Here is a 20370-nt window from a genome sequence, read left to right on the forward strand (position 1 = left end):
CGCGGCCGGCTTGGCGCCGGGGAGGGCCGGCTTCACCGCGGGCGCGCCAGCGGTCGGGCGCTTCTTCAGCACCTCGACCTGCACCACCTTGCTCCGCCCATGGCTGAAGGACTGCCGGACGCTGCCCGCATCCACGGCCTTGCCCAGGTCGAGGCGTCCACCCGGCCGCAGCGAGAGCCGGCCCTTGCCTGCGTCCTGGTCGTTCTGGTCGCTCATCCGCCGTTCCGAACCTAATCCTAAACCTATTCCACTGCGCCGGCCGCGCCGTCGCGACCGCCGTGTCCCGCGTCCCTTGGGGCGCGAAGATTTTCCGGGTCAGCGCCCGGCTTGCGGCCGTCACGCGGCCGCGCGACGTCCGTGGGGGCCTTCACCCCGTCCAGCCTCACGGCCTCGGCCGCGATGCGATCCGCCAGTCGCCCGGGGGCGACGGCGACATGCACCGCCCGGTCCCGGCCGAACGGCGCACCAAGCTCCGCCGCGTCCAGCGGCGTCGCAACCGGCACCTGGCGGTGGCCGACGAGCCTGGCCTTCTCGGCCGGGCTGCCATCCGCCGCCTGCACCAGCAGGCCGACGCGTCCGGCCTGCAGCCATTCGCGTGCGGACTGCCACCCGCTGACCGCCTGGCCAGCGCGTCGCGCGAAGCCGAGAAGGTCCCGGATGCGCCCCCGCAGGCCATCCTCGATCGTCGCGCGAAGGTCGGGGGGCACAAGCACCTCGCCGCGCACGGCCTTCGCAAAGGCTCCGCGGCGCGCCGCCTGTTCTATCACATCGGCCTTCGCGCTCAACCACATTCCCCGCCCGGGCAGCCGTTCCGCCAGATCGGGCACGATCCGGCGGTCGGGGCCGAGCACGAAGCGCAGCATCGCCTCCTTCGGAAGCCGCTCGCGCGTGACGAGGCAGCGCCGGAGCGGGCCGCGCTCCGGCTCGTCCTCGCCCTCGGCGGCGGGCAGGAGGTCAGCCGGCGCGCTCGTCGGACGCCTCCCCGCCCTCGGCCGCCGCCTCGTCGCCGGCCGCGACCGGCTCGTCGCCGAACCAGCCTGCGGCCTGGCGCGCGGCCATGATGATGGCGTTGGCGCTCTCCTCATCGACCGTCTCGGCGCCGAGGATCTCGATCAACTCGTCGCCGGCGAGGTCGGCCAGGTCCTCGAGCGTCTTCACGCCCTTCTCGCCGAGCGAGACCAGCATCTGGGGCGTGAAGCCACCGACCTCGCCCACCGTGTCCTCGACGCCCATCTCGCGGCGCTTCGCGTCGAACTCCGCGTCCCGCTTCTCGAGGAAGGCGGCGCCGCGGCGCTTGAGCTCGGCGGCGATGGCCTCGTCGAAGCCCTCGATGCCGGCAAGCTCCTCGTCCTCGACCGCCACGATCTCCTCGATCGAGCCGAAGCCCTCAGTCACCAGCAGGCCGGCGATGACGTCGTCCACGTCGAGGCCTTCCACGAACAGCGCGCTGCGCTTGCGGAAGTCCTCCTGGCGGCGCTCGCTCTCCTCGGCTTCCGTCAGGATGTCGATGTCGAAGCGCGTCAGCTGGGAGGCGAGGCGCACGTTCTGGCCGCGGCGGCCGATCGCCAGCGAGAGCTGGTCGTCCGGGACCACCACCTCGCAGCGCTGGCCTTCCTCGTCGAGCACGACCTTCGTCACCTCGGCCGGGGCGAGCGCGTTGACGATGAAGGTCGCGTGGTCGGGCGACCAGTTGATGATGTCGATCTTCTCGCCCTGCAGCTCCTGCACCACGGCCTGCACGCGGGACCCCCGCATGCCGACGCAGGCGCCGACGGGATCGATGCTGCTGTCGCGCGAGATCACCGCCATCTTGGCGCGGCTGCCGGGGTCGCGCGCGACCGCCTTGATCTCGATGATGCCGTCGTAGATCTCCGGCACCTCCTGCGCGAAGAGCTTGGCGAGGAAGCCGGGATGGGTGCGCGAGAGGAAGATCTGCGGGCCGCGCGGCTCTTCGCGCACGTCGTAGATGTAGGCGCGCACGCGGTCGCCGTTCTTGAAGGCCTCGCGCGGGATGGTCTCGTCGCGGCGCAGCAGCGCCTCGGCGCGGCCGAGGTCGACCATGAGGTTGCCGTACTCGGTGCGCTTCACGATGCCGTTGATGATCTCGCCGACGCGGTCCTTGTACTCGGCGTATTGCTTGGAGCGCTCCACCTCGCGGACGCGCTGGACGATCACCTGCTTGGCGGTCTGGGCTGCGATGCGGCCGAAGTCGATCGGCGGCAGGGGATCGACGATGAACTCGCCGACCGCGATGCCCGGCCGGATCTTCTGCGCGATGCGCAGCGGCATCTGGGTGGCCTCGTTCTCGACCGGCTCGGCCTCCACCACCTCGGTCCATCGGGAGAGCTTCACCTCGCCGTTCTTGCGGTCGATGACGGCGCGGATGTCCTTCTCCTGGCCGTACTTGGCGCGGCCGGCCTTCTGGATGGCCTGCTCCATCGCCTCGAGCACCTCCTCGCGCTCGATCATCTTCTCGCGCGCGACGGCGTCGGCGACCTGCAGCAGCTCGGGGCGTGCGATGGCGACGTCCAGGGCCATTCTCGTCAGTTCCTTTTCGCGTCCGCGGCGGTCGCCGCGATCAGTTCATCGGTCAGCACGAGCTTCGCCTTGCGGATGTTGCCACGCGGGAACGCGGCCTCCGTCCCGTCCTCGAGCCGCAGCCGCGCCGTCTCGGCATCGGCGCCGAGGGCGACGCCCTTGAAGCGCTTGCGGCCGTCCTGCGGGACCACGAGTTCGACGGTCGCAACATGGCCGGCGAAGCGGTTCCAGTCCTTGACGCGGGTCAAGGGGCGATCGATCCCGGCCGAGGAGACCTCGAGCGTCCATTCGCCGCGGATCGGGTCCTCGACGTCGAGCACCGCGCCGATGGCGTGGCTGATCGTCTCGCAATCCTCGACCAGGAAGGGGGCGCCGTCGGCGCGGTCGGCCATCACCTGGACGACCGGGCGCTCCTTGCCGCTGACCTGCACGCGCACGAGCTCGTACCCCATCTGGCGCAGGCTCGGCAGGATCGCATCGGCAATGCGCGCCTCGAGCCCCTCGTGGCGGGGCAGGTCGTCTTCGGTGAGGGCGGCGGGGTCGGTCATGCGGGTCCGGAGGCGCCCCGGCCAACAAAAAAGGTGGCCCGGTTGGGCCACCTTCCGTTGAGCTCGGAAAGCGATGTCAGCGGAGGATATAGGGCAGCATGGGCAGCGCGGCAAGCGCCGCCGGCTCACTCCGCCCCGGGCGGCGCCGGCACGCGGGCGAGGTGCGTGACGCGCCGGCGGCCATGCGTCTTGGCCGACAGGGGCACCGCATGCAGGCGGTTGTCGTAGACGCGGGCCGTGCCGCGCCGCGCCACCTCCAGCAGGCAGAAATGGTCGGTCACCCGGGCGAGCCACCAGCCTTCCGGCAGCCCTTCGCGCACGGCGCGCGACAGTGTCGGCTTGCCCTCCACGTTGAACGCCTCTGCCGGGACGCCGGCCAGGTCCAGCGCGGCGACGAGATCGCGCCACCAGGCGGTGACGATCTCCCGCCCCGGCGGATAGCGCTCCGGCGCGACGCGGGCGAGCAATGCGCAGGCGCTCGCATAGGTCACGCCGGCCGCGGTCGCGACGGCCGCCGGTCCGCACCACGGCGCGTAGCCGCCGCGCTCGCCGGCGAACTCCTCCGGCCGGCGCAGGCGTCGCGGGCGGTCGTCGTTGCAGGCTGCGAGCTTCATGGGAACCCGTGCGGCAGGAGCAGGAGCAGGGCATCACGATACCGTGAAGTATACGATCACACAATGGCGAATGCGGAGTGCTGCGCGGGTCGCATGGCTGGCACGATTCCCCTGGGCCTGTTCGCGAGGCCGGGCAAGTCGCACCTGCCGCCGCCGAACCGTAACGGATGACACCGGTGCAATCTTCGTTTCTGCGGCGCGTCACGAGACTGCAGGCGCGGCTGCACCACTGGCTGACGCGCCCGAGCCCGGTTCGGTACGTCGCCATCGGCTACCTCTCCTACATGGCGGTCGGCTGGGCGCTGCTGGCGCTGCCGGTCGCGCAGCAGGTCCCGCTCGCCGCGGTGGACGCGCTCTTCATCGCGGTGTCTGCCGTGTCCACCACCGGCCTCGTCACGGTGGATCCGGGCGCCTCCTTCACGCTGTTCGGGGAGGTGGTGATCCTGGCGCTGATCCAGGTCGGCGGCCTCGGCTTCATGACCATCGGGTCCTTCGCCTGGGCGGCGCTGTCGGGGCCGACGGGTCCGCTGCGCGAACGCGTCGCGCGCATGGTCTTCTCCGTCGCGGCCACCGAGGATGTGCGCCGGTTCCTCCGCCGGGTCGTGGTCTTCTCGCTGGTGGTCGAGGCGGCCGGCGCGCTCGCGCTCTGGCCCCTCTTCCTCGCCGCAGGCGTGGAGAACGCGGCCTGGGCGGCGCTCTTCACCAGCGTCTCGGCCTTCTGCACCGCCGGCTTCGCGCTGTTCCCCGACAGCCTCGAGAGCTTCGCCGCCGATCCGCTGGTGCTGGGCGTGGTCGCCGTCCTGAGCCTGCTCGGCGCGCTCGGCTTCCTCGTCGTGTCGGAGGTCTGGGACCGCCTGCGGGGACGACGCGCCGAGCTCGGCTTCACGTGCCGGCTTGTGCTGCGCGCCCTTCCCCTCATGATCCTCGCCGGGACCGCCCTCCTGCTGATCGCCGAGCCTTCGGTGCTGGCCCGTCCCTGGCCGGAAGCGCTGGCGGCGGCGCTGTTCCAGTCCCTCTCGGCGGCCACGACGGTCGGCTTCAACTCCATCCCCACCGCGGGGCTCGTGCCCGCCGCGGTGATGGTGCTCTACGTGCTGATGCTGGTCGGCGCCTCGCCCTCCGGCACGGGCGGCGGTCTCAAGGTCACGACCGTCGCGGTGCTGGCCGCCTTGGTCCGCGCGACGGCCCGCGGCGAGTCCGAGGTGCGCGTCCTCGGGGTCCCGGTGCGCGAGGAGCGCGTGCGCCAGGCGGCCAGCGTGCTGGGCCTGGCGCTCGCCGTGCTCGGCCTCGCGCTGTTCGCGCTGTCGCTGACCGAGGATCAGCCCTTCGACCGGCTCCTGTTCGAGGCGCTTTCGGCGCTCGGCACCGTCGGTCTCTCGCTCGGCGTGACGGCGGAACTCGGCACCGGCGGCAAGCTCGTCATCGTCGCCCTGATGGCGATCGGACGCATCGGCGTGCTGGGTTTCGCGGTGGCGGTGGCTGCGCGCGCCCGCCGCGAGGCCGCAAGCGCCGCCGCGCCGGCGGATGTCGCGCTGTAGCCGCGCGCCTCAGCGTCGCCGGCACACCCAGTAGACCGGGCTGCGCCCCTCCCGCCGGGCCTTCGCCTCGTAGCGCGTGCCGGGCCAGCCGGGCGGGCGCTGATCCTCGCGCGACATCAGGACGAAGTCGGCCGCTTCCGCCATCACCTCCTCGACCCAGCCCTGGTAGGTCGGGTCGTCGGAGGCGATGCGCCATTCGCCGCCCGGTCGCAGCGCGCGGGCAACCAGCGGCAGCAGCGACGGATGGACGAAGCGCCGCTTGGCATGGCGCGCCTTGGGCCAGGGATCGGGGAACATCAGGAACAGCCGGTCCAGCCCGCTCTCCGGCAGCACGCCGAGCAGGTGGCGCGCATCCTGCGGCCAGAGACGCAGGTTCGGCGGCAGCGCGCCGGTCGCCTCCTCGCCCTCCGCGACGAGGCGGGACAGAAGGGAGCACAGCCCGTTCTCGAAGACCTCCGAGGCGATGTAGGCGACCTCGGGATGCGCGGCGACCTGGTCCAGCGCGTGCTCGCCGCCGCCGAAGCCGACCTCGAGCCACAGCTTCGCGCCGGGCATGCCGAAGGCGGCCAGCGGATCGCGCGCCTGGTCGGGCGTCAGGCGCAACCGCGGCAGCGTCACGTCGAGCAGCCGCTGCTGCCGCGGCCGCAACGGGTGCCCGCGGCGGCGGCCGTAGAGGCGATCGGGCACGCCCTCGGCGAGCGGCGGTCGGTCGGCGGTCATCGGGACCTCCAACGAAGAAGGGCGGCAGGCTCGCGCCCGCCGCCCCCCAAGGTGTCTGCGCGCGAAGCGCGCGGCAAACAGACCATCAACGGAGCCGGGCGCGCCACGTCCGAGGCGCGAAAGCCAAGACCGCGGAGCGGTCGCCCGGCGCCTGAGGGCTAACGGCCAAACGCGCGCTTCAGCTCGTCCACCAGGTCGGTCTTCTCCCAGGTGAAGGTGCCCTTCTCGGCGTCCGGCGTGCGGCCGAAATGGCCATAGGCGCTGGTCGGCACGTAGATCGGCCGGTTCAGGTGCAGGTGCTCGCGGATGCCGCGCGGCGAGAGGTTCACCAGCCCGTCCACCACCTTGGCCAGCTTCACCTCGTCGATGTCGCGGCCGGTGCCGTGCAGGTCGAAATAGACCGACAGCGGCTTGGAGACGCCGATCGCGTAGCTGACCTGGATGGTGCACTTGTCCGCCAGGCCCGCCGCGACGACGTTCTTCGCCACGTAGCGCGCGGCGTAGGCGGCGCTGCGGTCGACCTTGGTCGGGTCCTTGCCGCTGAACGCGCCGCCGCCATGCGGGGCCGCGCCGCCATAGGTGTCGACGATGATCTTGCGCCCCGTCAGGCCGCAATCGCCGTCGGGGCCGCCGATCACGAACTTGCCGGTCGGGTTCACGTAGAACTCGTTGTCCGGGCACATCCAGCCCTTAGGCAGCGTGCTTTCCACGATCGGGCGCAGCAGGCGCTTGATCTCGGCCTGCTCCATCCCCTCGACATGCTGGGTGGAGACGACGACCGAGGTCGCGCCCACCGGCTTGCCGTCCACGTAGCGCAGCGTGACCTGCGACTTGGCGTCCGGCAGCAGGCCCTCGACCATCGCGTCCTTGTTCCGGCGCAGCTCGCTGATCCGGCGGAGGATGGTGTGCGCGTAGTAGAGCGGCGCCGGCATCAGCTCCGGCGTCTCGGTGCAGGCATAGCCGAACATGATGCCCTGGTCGCCGGCGCCCTCGTCCTTGTTGCCGGCGGCGTCCACGCCCTGCGCGATGTGCGCGGACTGCGCATGCAGGTGGCAGGCGATGTCGGCGTGCTGCCAGTGAAAGCCGTCCTGCTCGTAGCCGATGTCGTGGATCGCCATCCGCGCGAGGTGGATCAGGTAGTCCGGCGTGACGCTGCCGGGGCCGCGCACCTCGCCGGCCAGCACCACCCGGTTGGTGGTCACCAGCGTCTCGCAGGCGACGCGGGAATAGGGATCCGCGGTCAGGAAGGCGTCCAGCACCGTGTCGGAGATGCGGTCGGCCACCTTGTCGGGATGGCCTTCGGAGACGGACTCCGAGGTGAACAGATACTCGCCCGTATCGCGCATGGCGTGGTTCGGCCTCTTGTCGCGGATGGGCCGGTTCGCCCCGGCCTGGCAGGATGGCCCGGCGGATCCGGGACGGGGGCGTATTGCAGCGGGCCGTGGCAGGGTCAAGGCAGCGTGAGGCCACGCCCGGCGCCGGCCGGGCGCGCCGCGCCTACATCCCGAGCACGTCCTTCATCCCGTAGAGCCCCGGCGCACGGCCGCGCAGCCAGAGGGCGGCGCGCACCGCGCCGGTGGCGTAGACCCGACGGTCGAAGCTGCGATGGGTGAGCGCGATGTGCTCGGTCCCGCTCGCGAAGAGCAGCGTGTGCTCGCCCACCACCTGTCCGCCCCGCAGCGCGGCGAAGCCGATCGCTCCGGTCCTGCGCGCGCCGGTATGCCCGTCGCGCCCGCTTTCCGTCCCCGCCTGCTCGAGCGTGGTCCCGCGTCCTGCCGCCACCGCGCGGCCCATCGCGATCGCGGTGCCGGAAGGCGCATCCACCTTCTGCCGGTGATGCATCTCGACGATCTCGGCGTCGTACTGCGTGGCGGGTAGGGCGGCGGCCATGCGCTCGGCCAGCGCGAGGACCAGGTTCACGCCGGGTGCGAAATTCGCCGCGTAGACGATCGGGACGACCGCCGCCGCCTCGGCCACCGCGCGCTCCTGCGCCGCATCGAGGCCCGACGAGCCGAGGACGAAGGGTTTGCCGGCGCGTGCCGCCAGCGTCGCATGCGGGACCGCTTCCCCGGCATGCGTGAAGTCGATCACGACGTCGGCGGCCTCGAACAACGCCGCGGCGTCGGGCAGCAACGGGACGCCGGGCGCCGGCGCCTTGGTCGATCCGGGCCGTACGGTGCCGCCCGCCATCGTGGCGCCGGCCGCGACGGCCTCCTCGGCGAGCAGCCGCCCCATGCGTCCGGCGACGCCAGCGATTCCGATGCGCATGTCGGGCCCCTCCCAGAAAGGGGAGCACGCTTCGCGCGCAGCAGGGTGGTGGTCAAGGCAGAGCCGGGGCGGTGACACCGCGGAGGCGGCTGGCGCCGGACGAACGCAAGCGGGCCCGCCGGATGGACGGACCCGCTTGAAGGGGGGGCGGGCGGTGGCGCGGGTGGGACCGTCTCCGCGCCACCGCCTGCCGGGGCCGCCGCTGGGGGGATGCGACGGTTGCCGGTTGAACGTGGCGCCACGGCAAAAGTTGCCGTCAGGGGCAAGCCCCGAGACCGGCACGACCCCGTCACATCCGCGTTGGCCTCAGCGTCCGCCCAGGCCGTCCCAGAATTCCCTCACCTTGGCGAAGAAGCCTTCGGACTCGGGACTCGACCGCCCGTCCTTCTCCGCCTCGCGCTCGAACTCGGCGAGCAGCTCCTGCTGGCGCTTGGTGAGGTTCTGCGGAGTTTCCACCGCAACCTGCACATACATGTCGCCGCGCGCCGCGCTGCGCAGCACCGAGAAGCCCTTGCCGCGCAGCCGGAACTGGTCGCCGGTCTGGGTGCCGGCGGGGATCGTCACCTTGGCGCGCCCGCCATCGACCGTCGGCACCTCCACCGCCCCGCCCAGCGCGGCCTGCGTCATGCGCAGCGGGACGCGGACGAAGATGTTGGCGGCGTCGCGCTGGAAGATCGGGTGCGCCTTCACCGCGATGTCGACGTAGAGATCGCCCGCCGGCGCCCCGCGCAGCCCGGCCTCGCCCTCCCCGGACAGGCGGATGCGCGTGCCGTCCTCCACCCCGGCCGGGATCGTCACGGCAAGGGTGCGGTCGCGCTGCACGCGCCCCTGGCCGGCGCAGACCTTGCACGGGTTCTTCACGATGCGGCCGGAGCCGCCGCAGGTGGGGCAGGTCCGCTCGATCAGGAAGAAGCCCTGCTGCGCGCGCACCTTGCCCGATCCGCCGCAACTGCCGCAGGTCGCCGCCGCCTGCGCCGCGGGCCCTTCCGCGCCGCTGCCCTTGCAGGCCTCGCAGGCGACGGTGGTGGCGACGCGGATCGTCTTCTTGGCACCCGCGAAAGCTTCCTCGAGCGTGACCTCGACCGCGGTGCGGAGATCCGCGCCGCGCCCGACCGGGCCGCCGCCGCGGCGCCCGCGGCCGCCCATGCCGCCGAACATCTCCTCGAAGATGTCCTCGAAGGCGCCGCCGAAGGGGCCGCCCGCGCCGAAGGGATTGCCGCCGCCCGGGCCGGGGCCGCCGCCCTCGAAGGCGGCATGCCCGTAGCGGTCGTATGCGGCCCGCTTCTCGGCGTCCTTCAGGACGTCATAGGCCTCGTTCAGCTCCTTGAACTTGGCCTCGGCCGCCTTGTCGCCGGGGTTGCGGTCCGGGTGGTACTGCATGGCGAGCTTGCGGAAGGCCTTCTTCAGGTCCTCCTCGCTCGCGTCCCGGGCGACGCCCAGGACCTGGTAGTAGTCGCGCTTGGCCATGGGGCCGTCGGTCCTTCAAGCGCAGCGTCTCACACGGGACGCGCCCGACCTCCTTGCGGAAGCCGGGCGCGCCGATCCATCGCCGAAGCGAAGAGCCCGGTTAAGAGGGCTTCTTCTTGTTCGGGTCGACCTCCTCGAACTCGGCGTCCACGACCTTGTCGTCCGGCTTGCCGCCGGGGCCCTGGCCGGCGGCGCCCGGCTGCGCGCCTTCCGCCTGCTGGGCCTTGTAGATCGCCTCGCCGAGCCGCATCGCCACCTGCGACAGCTTCTCCTGCGCCGCATGCATCGCGGCCGGGTCCTGGCTGTCCATCACCGCCCGTGCCTCGCTCAGCGCGGCCTCGATCGCGGTGCGCTCGGTCTCGGGGACCTTGTCGCCATGCTCCTTCAGCGACTTGTCGGTGGAGTGCACGAGCGAGTCGAGATGGTTGCGCGCCTCGACCGCCTCGCGCCGCTTCTTGTCGGCCTCCGCATTTGCCTCTGCCTCGCGCACCATGCGCTCGATGTCGGCGTCCGACAGGCCGGACTTGGCCTGGATGCGGATCTGCTGCTCCTTGCCGGTCGCCTTGTCCTTCGCGCTGACCGAGACGATGCCGTTCGCGTCGATGTCGAAGGTGACCTCGATCTGCGGCACGCCGCGGGGCGCAGGCGGGATCCCGGTCAGGTCGAACTGGCCGAGCAGCTTGTTGTCGGCCGCCATCTCGCGCTCGCCCTGGAAGACCTTGATCGTCACCGCGTTCTGGTTGTCGTCCGCGGTCGAGAAGACGGACGACTTCTTGGTCGGGATCGTGGTGTTCCGGTCGATCAGGCGCGTGAAGACGCCGCCCAGCGTCTCGATGCCGAGCGACAGCGGCGTGACGTCGAGCAGCAGCACGTCCTTGACGTCGCCCTTCAGCACGCCGCCCTGGATCGCGGCGCCGATGGCCACGACCTCGTCCGGGTTGACGTTGCGCGCGGGCTCCTTGCCGAAGAACTGCTTCACCACCTCGATGACCTTCGGCATGCGGGTCATACCGCCGACCAGGATCACCTCGTCCACCTCGTTCGCCGCGAGGCCGGCATCCTTCAGCGCCCGGCGGCAGGGCTCGAGCGTCTTGGCGATCAGGTCGTCCACCAGCGCCTCGAGCTTGGCGCGCGTGAGCGTCAGCACGAGGTGCTTCGGACCGGAGGCGTCGGCGGTGATGAAGGGCAGGTTGATCTCGGTCTGCTTGGAGCTCGACAGCTCGATCTTCGCCTTCTCGGCCGCCTCCTTCAGGCGCTGCAGGGCGAGCTTGTCGCCGCGCAGGTCGATGCCCTGCTCCTTCTTGAACTCTTCGGCCAGGTAGTCGATCACGCGGGCGTCAAAATCCTCGCCGCCGAGGAAGGTGTCGCCGTTGGTGGACTTCACCTCGAAGACGCCGTCGCCGATCTCGAGGATGGACACGTCGAAGGTGCCGCCGCCGAGGTCGTAGACCGCGATCGTGCCGCTCTTCTTCTGGTCCATGCCGTAGGCCAGCGCCGCGGCCGTCGGCTCGTTGATGATGCGCAGCACCTCGAGCCCGGCGATCGAGCCGGCTTCCTTGGTGGCCTGGCGCTGGGCGTCGTTGAAGTAGGCCGGGACGGTGATGACCGCCTGGCTGACCTTCTCGCCGAGATAGGCCTCGGCCGTCTCCTTCATCTTGGTCAGGATGAAGGCGCTGACCTGCTGCGGGGCGTAGGGCTTGCCGTCCACCTCGACCCAGGCGTCGCCGTTCGGCGCGCGGACGATGGAGTAGGGGACGAGGCCCTTGTCCTTCGCCACCATCGGGTCCTCGTAGCGGCGGCCGATCAGGCGCTTGACCGCGTAGAGGGTGTTCATCGGGTTGGTGACGGCCTGGCGCTTGGCCGACTGGCCGACCAGGCGCTCGCCGTTCTTGGCGAAGGCGACCATGGAGGGGGTGGTGCGGGCGCCCTCGGTGTTCTCGATGACCCTGACGTCCTTGCCTTCCATGATGGCGACGCAGGAGTTGGTCGTGCCGAGGTCGATGCCGATGACCTTGCTCATCCGTTAGTTCTCCTCATTGGCGGGCGGAGGCGGCCCCGAAGGCACCGCGTCCGCCCCCGTCCGTGCGACGGATGGGGTGGCGATAAGGGGTAGGACCGGCCGGGAGGCCGTCATTCGGCGATGTATTGAGGCCGGTGGGCGCGGACAAGAGGGTGGGCCGGGGCGGGAACGAAAAGGGCCTGCCGCCGGCGAAGGGCAGGCATGCGAAAGGGGCCGCCCCGGGCGGGACGGCCCCCTCCCGTAAAGCGGGGTTCGGTCAGGCCCAGACGGGGTCGATCACCGTCAGGCCTTCGGTGTGGAGGTAGGCGCACTGAGCGTCGTAATCGATGCCCAGTTCGTTGTTCTCTTCGAGTTCGGCCTTGGCGCTCGCGATGGTCCAGACAGCGCCGGGATCGTAGTTAGCGCCCGTGATGGCTTCGCGGACCATGTTGATGACTTCCTGTACAGTGTAGGCGTAATCGACTTCATCCGCGGAGGCATTCATGGCTGCCGCGACGGCGTGGCGCGCCAGTGCGCCCGCATCACCGCCGCCTTCGATGGAGACTGCCCTGACAAGGCTGAGGTTCGCGACATTCTCGGTCTTGTTGCCGATCCTTACGGTGAAGTTGCTGACGCCGAACAGGTCGCCAAAGGTCACCGTCGAGTTGAAGATTTCCGTAAAGTTTATGCCGTCGCCAGTGGCCTGACCGCCTCGCCCGTCGATGGTCTCGCCGGGGCGGTCATCCACGCTCTGCCAGAACGTCTGCGCATCCACGCCCTGCTTGCGCCAGTTCTGCGACTGGCGCCAAAAGCCGGGCGTCAGGCCCTCAAAGCAGTCGAAGGTGTTGAAGAAGGCGATCTGATCGACCTCGCCGGACACCGAGATCGTGCCCGGGTTGGTGCCGACGACGCCTTTCTGGCTCCATCCGTCGCGGCCTTCTTCGTAGATCGTGTAGACATCGCCAACCTTCAGGCCGGTGAAGGTCACCGTCCCGGTAAGCGCGTCAGTGGTGCCTTCCTGATCGATGTCGCCGTCGTTGTCGATATCGATCATGAAAGTCCAACCGCCAAGCTTCTTGTCGCCCGCGGTCTCGGTGCCGCTGCCGTCGCGGTCCCACCACTTGGTGACGACGACCTCGCCATACCTGCTGTTGTAGAAGTCGGTGGTCTCGCCGGCGTCGTTGCCATACACCTCGCCGCTCTGGTCGAGCGTCACCAGGTGCTCGGTCGGCCCGACGGCGTACCAGGCGGTGTCCGAGGTGTCCTCGACCACCTTGTAGTTGCCGAGCACGAGGTCGCTGAAGGTGTAGACGCCGCTGGCGTTGGTCGTGGTCGTCCTGAAGGCGACGTTCTCGCCGGCGTCGTTGAAGTCGCCGTCGTTGTTGCTGTCGTAGAACAGCCGCACGGTCCAGTTCGGCACGGCCGTCATCGTGCCGCCGGCCGCAGCGCCGTTGCTGTCCTCGTACTTCTCGCCGGTGATCGAGGCCTTGCGGATGTTGGTGAAGTCGGTGTTCTCACCGGCGCTGTCGCCGTAGACCTCGCCGCTCTCGTCGAGCGTCACGTTGTACTCGGTTGGCCCGACGGCGTACCAGGTCCCGTCCGGGCCGTCGGCATCCTCGACCACCCTGTAGGTGCCGAGCTTGAGGTTGCTGAAGGTGTAGACGCCGTTGGCATCAGTGGCGGTCGTCTCCAGCAACTCGTTCGCCGTGCCGTCGCCGTCGGTGTCGCCGACCTCGTACAGCTGTACCGTCCAGCCTGACTTCGTCACCAGGCCGCCGGCCGCAGCGCCGTTGGTGTCCTCGTACTTCTCGCCGGTGATCGAGGCCTTCTGCGTGTTGGCGAAGTTGATGTCGCTCACCGTGTCGACGGACGCCGTGAGGTCGGCCTGCACCGTCACCGGCGTGACAGCGTAGCTGCCGTCCGGCACCAGCTCCTTGACGACATAGTTGCCGATGTTGAGGCCGGTGAAGCTGTAGTACCCGTTCGCGTCGGTGACGTCGGTGGCGATCTTCGCGTCGGCTCCGTCGATGACACCGTTGTTGTCGAGATCGGTGTAGAGCTCGATGGTGACGCCCGCGAGGCCGGTCCGGTCACCCGCAGTCGCACCGCTGCCGTCGTTGTCCTCGTATTTGTAGCCTTCGATCGTCCCGCTGTAGCACTCCGGCAATGTGCCGACGAGCTTCTGGCTGTCGCTTCCGCTGGGGAGCGTCGCTGTGGAGCCAGGCTGCAGAACCACCGAGATCGACTGTGCCCGGACGCCGATGTTCTGCAGTTCGAGAAGACCGATGTCGAAGTTCAGCAGCGTGAACGTCGCACCGTTGTTGATCCCGTCGCTACCGCCCTGGATGCCCGTCCGTACCGCATAGTCGAATGTGTCGTCAGCAAGCTTGCTGCCTTCGAGGGTGGTGTCGCTCTCCGCCACCGCGCCTTGGATCGTCAGCGCACCGAAGGGATCGCCCGCAACATCGAAATAGAAGACGAGAACGTCAGCCGTGTAGTCGAAGTCCGGCGTGTCGACGACAGTGAGCGTGACCCGCACGTCGTCGGCGCTTCCGTCGTTGTCGGCGTCGATCTGAACGATGGTAACCGTTACGGCGAGCGGAATGCTGCTATCCTGTCGTTCACCGGCCTCGTCACCAATGACGGTGGTGAGCGTGCAGCTCGTTGTTGAGTCGAGCATCCTGGCAGCTCCGTTCGCCTGGGGGGATGGGCGAAGCACGCCATTCGGTGCGCGTGCTGTGGCGATTTCGAAACGTCCTTTCGTCAACCGTCCACGCATCTGCAGTGGTCGTATCGAGCGTGAATCGCGCCGAGTGGCGTGGGCAGCTTGTTCACGCACGAATCACGCGAGCCCGGTCAGCTCGCCATGTCTCAAATTCCAAGGGCGGCGCGTTTTCGGTGCGGAATCGCATCACAACCGTCGGTCTTCTTTCGCGGCGGATCAGCCGGTTGCCCGAGCCACCTCAGGGCCGACTGGATCGATCAAGCAACAGATCGTGATAGAAATGAAAAAGCGCCCATGGTGTCGCGGGCGCGCGAAATGGCTGGCACCACACGCCGCTGGCCGTCCCCCGCAACCCAGGGCTATACCCCGCGCCACGACATGATCGCCGCCCTCCCTCTGCATCCCGACCGCGACCTCCTCGCGGGGGAGCTGCACGCCCGGCCGCCGCTGCCGCTCGCCACCCCGGTCGCGATCAGCCGCCTCGCCAATGTCGGCCAGCCCGGACAGCCGCGCGGCGCCGCCATCGAGCACCTCGCCGTGCTCTGCCGCCGCTACGGCGTCACGCCGCCCGCCCCCGGCGCCGATTTCGTGCTGGCCGATTTCGGCCGCTTCTCGCTCCGCTACGAACGCCACACCGAGTTCGACGGCTGGACCTTCTTCCGCCAGTCCGACTCGCTCGCCCCCGGCGCCGCCGACCCGTTCGAGGACACGGCGATCGAGGCGGTGCCGACCGACTGGCTCGCCGGCCTGCCCGGCAAGACGCTCGTGGCATGCCACATCGCGGTGGTGCGCACGCAAGGCGAGGACGAGCCGCCGCCGCCCGGCTGCTTCGTGCCCGACAACCTGGCCGGCGCCAGCCTTTCGGCCGGGGCGGCCACCTGCTGGACCGATTTCCGGCTCGGGCCGGACGGCTTCACCCGCCTGCTGCTGCAGGACCACGGCATGACCGCGGCGCTGGCCGGCCGCGTCGCGCAGGGGCTGTGGGAGATCGAGACCTACCGGATGCTGGCGCTGCTCGCGCTGCCCTCCGCCCGCGCGGCGCAGGCCGAGCTCGGCCGCGCCTCGGAGCAGCTGGCGGTGATCGCGGCCCGGCTGCCCGGCCTGGTGGAGCTGGAGGAGGAGCGCAGCGCGCTCGAGGAGCTGACGACGCTCGCGACCAGCATCGAGCAGCAGGCGGCGACGACGGCCGACCGCTTCTCCGCCGCGCGCGCCTATCACGCGCTGGTCGGGCGGCGGCTGCAGGGCCTGAGGGAACAGCGCCTGCACGGCCTGCCGACGCTGACGGAATACCTGGAGCGGCGCCTCGATCCGGCCATGTCCACGGTGGATGCCGCCAGCACGCGCATCGCGGCCTTGTCCACGCGCTGCGCCCGTGCCGTCGAGTTGCTGCGCGCCCGCGTCGCCGTGGCGCAGGAGGCGCAGACCCAGAAGCTGCTCGCGGCGATGGCCGAGACCGGCCGCGCGCAGCTTCGCCTGCAGGAGACGGTGGAGGGCCTCTCGGTCGCGGCGATCAGCTACTACGTCCTGTCGCTGCTCGGCTACGCCATCAAGCCCTTCGCCTTCGGCGGCTGGCTGAAGGGCGAGGCGATCGTGGCCATCCTGGTGCCGGTGGTTGCGGCGCTCGTCTGGGTCCGCATGCGCAGGCGGCGGATCAGGCCATTGATCTAGCAGGCGTGCGCGCTTGACCGCTCGGCGGCAGCGGCTAGCCTTTCGACTCGAATCCGAACGGACCAGGCGCGATGGCGAAGCCCGACGGCGCGACTTCTCTCGGCCGCAACATTTATCTCTTCAAGTCGAAGACGAACTCGACCGACTGCATCATCTCGGCGCATGGCGGCTTCATGGCCGAGAACAGCTCCTTCAAGGTGCCGGATGGCCTGACCCTTTACTTCTACGGCCCGCACGGCGCCGCGCTGCTCGACCCGGGGACCACGACCTTCTACGGAAGGATGCACGAGGCGGAATCGGTCGAGGTGATCCGCGGCGGGCAGGATTGCCGCAACTACCTGCTGTCGAAATACCAGGGCGCCCATGCCGGCTCGACCGGCACCGAGACCGTCGAGACCTACGCGCAGCTCTCGCAGAAGGTGTCCCAGACCGACACGACGCGCGGTCTGCTGTTCAATCAGATGATGAAGGCGGCCTCGATCGACAGCCCCAACACGCAGCGCGTCAAGCAGAACATGACGGAGCTGAAGAACCGCCTGCGTGGCGCCAGCATCCTGACCATCCGTAACCGCTGGGACATCGTGTTCGGCGTGCCGCTGTCCGACGCGCTCAAGGCGCTCCGGAAGGAAGCGCCGAGCATCCGGGAGGTGCACTGCCTGTTCTGCCGCTGCGCGATGCTGCCCGACAAGGTGCGCGACCTGTTCGGCCAGACGCATGCCCCGGACAAGGGCGTCAGCTACCGACTCTGAGGCGAGCCCGCCCGACGGGCGGGGTTCAGCCCTTCCCGGCCACCACCACCATCGCCGGCTTCAGCAGCCTGCCGTTCAGCGTCCAGGCCGGCGTCCAGGCCTGGATCACCGTGCCGGGCTCCACGCCCTCCGGCGCCGGCTGCTCGGCCATCGCCTGGTGCAGCTCGGGGTCGAAGGGGGCGCCCTGCGCCTCCACGCGCTGCACGCCGTGGCGCTCCAGCATCGCGATGAAGGCGCGCTCCACGCCCTCGAAGCCGCCGCGCAGCTTCGCCAGCAGCTCCGGCTCGTCCGCGGCCGGGGCCGGCAGGCTGTCGAGCCCGCGGCGGAGGTTCTCGGCGGTCTCCACCACGTCGCGGGCGAATTTCTGCACGGCGAAGAGCCGCGCCTCCTCCGCCTCGCGCTTGGCGCGGTTGCGGAGGTTCTGCATCTCGGCCTCGGCGCGCAGCCACTTGTCGCGCAGTTCCGCCGCCTCCGCCTCGAGAGCGGCGATGCGGTCGGCCTCGGTGACCTCGGTCACGGCTTCTGCGGCGGGGTCGGTCTCCGGCACGGGTTCGGCCGGGGTCTCGGTCTTGTCGTTCATGGTCTCGGAGGACTGGAGATCGGGTTGCCGCCGGTGGGCGACATTCTCTTGCCCCACCTAGGCGCAAGGCGGCGCGAGGACAACCCGCCGCCGGACCGGGCCGGCCGCGCCGCCCTTCCGGCCCCGGGCCTTCGCTGCTAACCCGCCCGTGATGCTCCGCAGTGTCGCGACCGTCGGCGCCTGGACCATGGCCAGCCGCATGCTGGGCTTCGCGCGCGACATGCTGATCGCGGCGAAGCTCGGCGCCACGCCCATGGCGGACGCCTTCTTCGTGGCGCTCCGCCTGCCCAACCTGTTCCGGCAGTTGTTCGGCGAGGGCGCCTTCAACGCCGCCTTCGTGCCCGCCTTCGCCGGCACCTACGCCGCCGAGGGCCCGGCCAAGGCGCGCATGCTGGCCAATTCGCTGGCCGCGCTGATGGCGGCCTTCCTCAGCGGGCTCGTCATCCTCGGCATCGTCTTCATGCCGCAGCTGCTCTTCGTCCTGGCGCCGGGCTTCGTGGGCGAGGCGGTGCGCTTCCCGCTCGCGGTGGAACTCACCCGCATCACCTTCCCCTATCTGCTGTTCATCTGCCTCGCCGCGCTCGTCTCGGGCGTGCTGAACGGCATGAACCGCTTCGGCGCGGCGGCGGCCGCGCCGATCCTGTTCAACCTGGTGTCCATGGCGGCGCTGCTCGGGCTGACGCCCTTCGTCGCCACGCCGGCGCATGCGCTGGCATGGGGCGTCGTCGCCTCGGGCGTGCTGCAGCTCGCCATGCTGCTGGTCGCGGCACGCATGGCGGGGATGGTGGTGAACCCGGTCTCCGTCCCCCGGCTGTCGCCCGAGGTGCGCACCGTGCTGCGACGGATGGCGCCGGGGCTGGTCGGTGCGGGGATCACGCAGGTGAACCTCGCCATCGGCATCATCATCGCCTCGCTGCTGCCGGAGGGCGCGGTGAGCTTCCTCTACTACGCCGACCGGATCTCGCAGCTGCCGCTCGGGGTGATCGGCGCCGCGGTGGGCACGGCGCTGCTGCCGCTGCTCGCGCGGCAGCTCCGGACCGGGCAGAGGCTGTCCGCGCATCGCAGCCAGAACCGCGCCATCGAGCTCACGCTCGCCTTCGCCCTGCCGGCCGCCTTCGCGATGGCGGTGGTGGCCCAGCCCATCATCTCCGCGCTGTTCGAGCGCGGCGCCTTCGACGCGCGGGCCACCGCCGCCACCTCCGCGGCGCTGGTCGCCTATGCGGTTGGGCTGCCGGCCTTCGTGCTGGTCAAGGCGCTGACGCCGGGCTTCTTCGCGCGTGGCGACACGGCGACGCCGGTGAAGATCGGGCTGCTGGTCGTGGTCCTGAATCTCGCGCTGAACCTGATCCTCACGCGCCATTTCTCGCATGTCGGCATCGCGCTCGCGACCTCGGCGGCCTCCTGGGTGAACGTCGCGCTGCTCGCCTTGCTGCTGACGCGGCGCGGGCAGCTGGTGCTCGACCGGCGGCTGCGCCGCGCCGCGCCCCGGCTGCTCGGCGCGGCGCTCGTGATGTCGGCGGTGCTGATCGTGCTGCAGGCCGCGCTGTTCCCGATCGCAAGCGGCTGGTGGCGCCTGTCGGCGCTGGCGCTCCTGATCGCCGCCGGCATGGCGAGCTATTTCGGTGCCGCGCAGGCGCTCGGCGGGCTCGACCTGCGCGATGCGCTGCGGACGCTGCGACGGCGGCGGGGCTAGAGCAGCACCTCGACGCCGCGCAGCCCGGCCTCCAGCACCGCGCGCAGGTCGCGCGGGGCCAGCGCGACGCAGCCCTCGGTCGGGCGGAAGTCATCGCGCGCCAGATGCAGGAAGATCGCGCTGCCGCGGCTGCGCTCCACCGGGTCGTCGTTCCAGCCGAGCACGCCGATCACGTCATAGACTGCGTCATCTCGCCACAGGCGCTCATGCGACGCGTCGAAGGGCAGCCGGACCGGGCGGTTGTAGGCGCGATGTCCTGGGTCGTCGCACCAGCCGTCATCCGGGGCGATCGGCTCCACCGGCACGGCGCAGCGCGGTGGCGGACCGCGATCGGCGCGGAACAGGACGCGCCGCAACGTCATGCGCGCCGCCGGCGTGGCACCGTCGCCCTCGCGCTTCTCCACCGCCGGCTTCACGCCGCCCTTGCCGAGTGCACAACGCAAGACCCGGCCTTCGAAGGCGAAGCGCCCGTCCGAGAAGACGCGGGCGAAGCCCCCCGCTTCCGTCATGCGCCGGTCAGGTCAGCAGGTGGCCGAAGCGGCGCGCCTTCGTGGCGAGGTACTCGTCGTTCACGCCATTGGCGGCGAACTGGTGCGCCTCGCGCCCCTCCACCCCGACGCCGCAGGCGGCGAGCCCCGCCAGCTTGTCAGGGTTGTTGGTCAGCAGCCGCACGCGCCCGATCCCGACCGCGCGCAGCATCTCCGCCGCCACCCAGAAGTTCCGCTCATCGGCGCCGTAGCCGAGCGCGCGGTTCGCATCCAGCGTGTCGAGCCCCTGGTCCTGCAGCGTATAGGCCCGCAGCTTGTTGACCAGGCCGATGCCGCGACCCTCCTGCGCGAGATACAACAGCACGCCGCCGGCCGGATCCTCGGCCATGCGCTTGATCGCGCCCCGCAGCTGCGGCCCGCAGTCGCAGCGCAGCGAGCCGAGCAGGTCGCCGGTGAAGCATTCGGAATGGATACGCGCGAGCGGCACGTGCCCTGCCTCCAGCGCGGCCTCCGGCTGCCCGACCAGGATGGCAAGGTGCTCGATCCCGCCGTCGGCGGCGCGGAAGGCGACGATGCGCGCCTCTGGCGCGTCCTCCAGCGGGACGCGGGCCTCCGCCACCCTGGCGAGCGTCGTCGCGGCGGTGTCGGGATACCGAAGCACCTGCTCCGCCGAGACCGTCAGCAGGTCGTGCCGCGTCGCCGCAGCCTCGGTCGCCGGGGCGACGACCAGGGCCGGCAGGAGGCGCGCCAGCTTGGCGAGCGCCAGCGCGGCGGC

The 20370-nt window shown here is 70.6% G+C and carries 18 protein-coding genes; 4 read left to right on the forward strand and 14 right to left on the reverse strand.

Going from position 1 to position 20370, the window contains the following annotated elements:
- The 5 genes from L2I40_RS05255 to L2I40_RS05275 all read right to left on the reverse strand — a co-directional run.
- On the reverse strand, positions 1-216 hold a 216-nt coding region (locus L2I40_RS05255; RefSeq protein ID WP_237213823.1), incomplete at its 3' end, for a translation initiation factor IF-2 associated domain-containing protein.
- A gap of 26 nt (positions 217-242) precedes the next feature.
- The gene (locus L2I40_RS05260; RefSeq protein WP_237213839.1) at positions 243-950 is read right to left on the reverse strand and encodes an RNA-binding protein; all 708 of its coding nucleotides are present in this window, start codon (positions 948-950) and stop codon (positions 243-245) included.
- Between the two features lie 4 nt (positions 951-954).
- Entirely contained in the window at positions 955-2538 is a 1584-nt protein-coding gene (gene nusA, locus L2I40_RS05265; protein ID WP_237213824.1) for a transcription termination factor NusA, read from the reverse strand.
- Positions 2539-2543: 5 nt separating this feature from the next.
- Entirely contained in the window at positions 2544-3086 is a 543-nt protein-coding gene (rimP, locus tag L2I40_RS05270) for a ribosome maturation factor RimP (RefSeq protein ID WP_237213825.1), read from the reverse strand.
- 125 nt (positions 3087-3211) lie between these two features.
- Positions 3212-3700: a hypothetical protein gene (locus L2I40_RS05275; RefSeq protein ID WP_237213826.1), complete on the reverse strand. Its 489-nt coding sequence runs from the start codon at positions 3698-3700 to the stop codon at positions 3212-3214.
- Positions 3701-3876: 176 nt separating this feature from the next.
- Between L2I40_RS05275 and L2I40_RS05280 the strand changes: the two genes are divergently transcribed.
- Positions 3877-5238 carry a TrkH family potassium uptake protein gene (locus L2I40_RS05280; RefSeq protein WP_237213827.1) on the forward strand — a complete coding sequence of 454 codons (1362 nt, stop codon included), beginning with the start codon at positions 3877-3879 and terminating at the stop codon, positions 5236-5238.
- Between the two features lie 9 nt (positions 5239-5247).
- Here L2I40_RS05280 and trmB read toward each other — a convergent pair whose 3' ends face one another.
- The 6 genes from trmB to L2I40_RS05310 all read right to left on the reverse strand — a co-directional run bounded on the left by trmB (position 5248) and on the right by L2I40_RS05310 (position 14372).
- Entirely contained in the window at positions 5248-5958 is a 711-nt protein-coding gene (gene trmB / locus L2I40_RS05285) for a tRNA (guanine(46)-N(7))-methyltransferase TrmB (RefSeq protein ID WP_237213828.1), read from the reverse strand.
- A gap of 158 nt (positions 5959-6116) precedes the next feature.
- Positions 6117-7304: a methionine adenosyltransferase gene (gene metK, locus L2I40_RS05290; RefSeq protein ID WP_237213829.1), complete on the reverse strand. Its 1188-nt coding sequence runs from the start codon at positions 7302-7304 to the stop codon at positions 6117-6119.
- A gap of 151 nt (positions 7305-7455) precedes the next feature.
- On the reverse strand, positions 7456-8226 hold the full coding sequence (dapB, locus tag L2I40_RS05295) for a 4-hydroxy-tetrahydrodipicolinate reductase (protein WP_237213830.1): 771 nt from the start codon (positions 8224-8226) through the stop codon (positions 7456-7458).
- 306 nt (positions 8227-8532) lie between these two features.
- Positions 8533-9693: a molecular chaperone DnaJ gene (gene dnaJ, locus L2I40_RS05300; protein ID WP_237213831.1), complete on the reverse strand. Its 1161-nt coding sequence runs from the start codon at positions 9691-9693 to the stop codon at positions 8533-8535.
- A 100-nt stretch (positions 9694-9793) separates the two neighbouring features.
- The gene (gene dnaK / locus L2I40_RS05305; protein WP_237213832.1) at positions 9794-11713 is read right to left on the reverse strand and encodes a molecular chaperone DnaK; all 1920 of its coding nucleotides are present in this window, start codon (positions 11711-11713) and stop codon (positions 9794-9796) included.
- 256 nt (positions 11714-11969) lie between these two features.
- The gene (locus tag L2I40_RS05310) at positions 11970-14372 is read right to left on the reverse strand and encodes an MSCRAMM family protein (RefSeq protein WP_237213833.1); all 2403 of its coding nucleotides are present in this window, start codon (positions 14370-14372) and stop codon (positions 11970-11972) included.
- A 423-nt stretch (positions 14373-14795) separates the two neighbouring features.
- On the opposite strand from L2I40_RS05310, the gene L2I40_RS05315 reads away from it, so the two are divergent.
- Positions 14796-16085, forward strand: coding sequence for a DUF3422 family protein (locus L2I40_RS05315; RefSeq protein WP_237213834.1), 1290 nt, complete (start codon positions 14796-14798; stop codon positions 16083-16085).
- Positions 16086-16156: 71 nt separating this feature from the next.
- The gene (locus L2I40_RS05320; protein ID WP_237213835.1) at positions 16157-16834 is read left to right on the forward strand and encodes a putative adhesin; all 678 of its coding nucleotides are present in this window, start codon (positions 16157-16159) and stop codon (positions 16832-16834) included.
- Between the two features lie 25 nt (positions 16835-16859).
- On the opposite strand, the gene L2I40_RS05325 is transcribed toward L2I40_RS05320, so the two are convergent.
- Positions 16860-17414 carry a nucleotide exchange factor GrpE gene (locus tag L2I40_RS05325; protein WP_237213836.1) on the reverse strand — a complete coding sequence of 185 codons (555 nt, stop codon included), beginning with the start codon at positions 17412-17414 and terminating at the stop codon, positions 16860-16862.
- Positions 17415-17565: 151 nt separating this feature from the next.
- Between L2I40_RS05325 and murJ the strand changes: the two genes are divergently transcribed.
- Positions 17566-19107: a murein biosynthesis integral membrane protein MurJ gene (gene murJ / locus L2I40_RS05330; RefSeq protein ID WP_237213840.1), complete on the forward strand. Its 1542-nt coding sequence runs from the start codon at positions 17566-17568 to the stop codon at positions 19105-19107.
- Here the strand turns inward: murJ and L2I40_RS05335 are convergent.
- Both L2I40_RS05335 and L2I40_RS05340 read right to left on the reverse strand, forming a co-directional pair.
- The gene (locus tag L2I40_RS05335) at positions 19104-19616 is read right to left on the reverse strand and encodes a L,D-transpeptidase family protein (protein WP_237213837.1); all 513 of its coding nucleotides are present in this window, start codon (positions 19614-19616) and stop codon (positions 19104-19106) included. The two genes, murJ and L2I40_RS05335, sit on opposite strands and share 4 nt — an antisense overlap.
- Before the next feature lie 7 nt (positions 19617-19623).
- Positions 19624-20370 (reverse strand): GTP cyclohydrolase II (locus L2I40_RS05340; RefSeq protein WP_237213838.1); only part of this gene is annotated, 747 nt, incomplete at its 5' end.

Source organism: Falsiroseomonas oryziterrae (genome assembly GCF_021864505.1).
GTDB lineage: Bacteria > Pseudomonadota > Alphaproteobacteria > Acetobacterales > Acetobacteraceae > Falsiroseomonas > Falsiroseomonas oryziterrae.

Excerpts from the sequence above, each read along its gene's own strand:
- L2I40_RS05325 (WP_237213836.1), bottom strand. The coding sequence starts at position 17,414 with ATGAACGACAAGACCGAGACCCCGGCCGAACCCGTGCCGGAGACCGAC.
- L2I40_RS05335 (WP_237213837.1), bottom strand. The coding sequence starts at position 19,616 with ATGACGGAAGCGGGGGGCTTCGCCCGCGTCTTCTCGGACGGGCGCTTC.
- L2I40_RS05275 (WP_237213826.1), bottom strand. The coding sequence starts at position 3,700 with ATGAAGCTCGCAGCCTGCAACGACGACCGCCCGCGACGCCTGCGCCGG.
- murJ (WP_237213840.1), top strand. The coding sequence starts at position 17,566 with ATGCTCCGCAGTGTCGCGACCGTCGGCGCCTGGACCATGGCCAGCCGC.
- nusA (WP_237213824.1), bottom strand. The coding sequence starts at position 2,538 with ATGGCCCTGGACGTCGCCATCGCACGCCCCGAGCTGCTGCAGGTCGCC.
- rimP (WP_237213825.1), bottom strand. The coding sequence starts at position 3,086 with ATGACCGACCCCGCCGCCCTCACCGAAGACGACCTGCCCCGCCACGAG.
- L2I40_RS05320 (WP_237213835.1), top strand. The coding sequence starts at position 16,157 with ATGGCGAAGCCCGACGGCGCGACTTCTCTCGGCCGCAACATTTATCTC.
- metK (WP_237213829.1), bottom strand. The coding sequence starts at position 7,304 with ATGCGCGATACGGGCGAGTATCTGTTCACCTCGGAGTCCGTCTCCGAA.
- trmB (WP_237213828.1), bottom strand. The coding sequence starts at position 5,958 with ATGACCGCCGACCGACCGCCGCTCGCCGAGGGCGTGCCCGATCGCCTC.
- L2I40_RS05315 (WP_237213834.1), top strand. The coding sequence starts at position 14,796 with ATGATCGCCGCCCTCCCTCTGCATCCCGACCGCGACCTCCTCGCGGGG.
- dnaJ (WP_237213831.1), bottom strand. The coding sequence starts at position 9,693 with ATGGCCAAGCGCGACTACTACCAGGTCCTGGGCGTCGCCCGGGACGCG.
- dapB (WP_237213830.1), bottom strand. The coding sequence starts at position 8,226 with ATGCGCATCGGAATCGCTGGCGTCGCCGGACGCATGGGGCGGCTGCTC.
- L2I40_RS05310 (WP_237213833.1), bottom strand. The coding sequence starts at position 14,372 with ATGCTCGACTCAACAACGAGCTGCACGCTCACCACCGTCATTGGTGAC.
- dnaK (WP_237213832.1), bottom strand. The coding sequence starts at position 11,713 with ATGAGCAAGGTCATCGGCATCGACCTCGGCACGACCAACTCCTGCGTC.